At 55.1% G+C, this 272-nt stretch carries 1 protein-coding gene; it reads right to left on the reverse strand.

What is annotated here, in order from left to right; all coding sequences use genetic code 11:
* Nucleotides 1-272: hypothetical protein (locus L8G48_RS13380; protein ID WP_248265090.1), on the reverse strand; the 272-nt coding region annotated here is incomplete at both ends.

The following is a 272-nucleotide window of genomic DNA, read 5'->3' on the forward strand; positions in this document are numbered from 1 at the left end:
GCCTTCGGCTGTACCGGTAACGGCGATCGTTTGCCCTGCTTCTTCCGCGTTGATCACATCATCGCTGGTGATGTTATTCACATTGACGTTACCCTGCTCGGCACTGGTGTCTAAGGTTGCGTTGTCGATTACGCTGCCCTCGTTACCCGCGGCATCGGTCACCGTCATGGTGACGGTTAATTCTCCGTCGGTCAGCGTACTCAGATCTTGTCCCGAAACGGTAACGTTACCCGCATCATCAACGTCAATGTCGTTCGCATCGACCGTGACGC

This window comes from Idiomarina aminovorans (assembly GCF_023155095.1).
Lineage (GTDB): Bacteria > Pseudomonadota > Gammaproteobacteria > Enterobacterales > Alteromonadaceae > Idiomarina > Idiomarina aminovorans.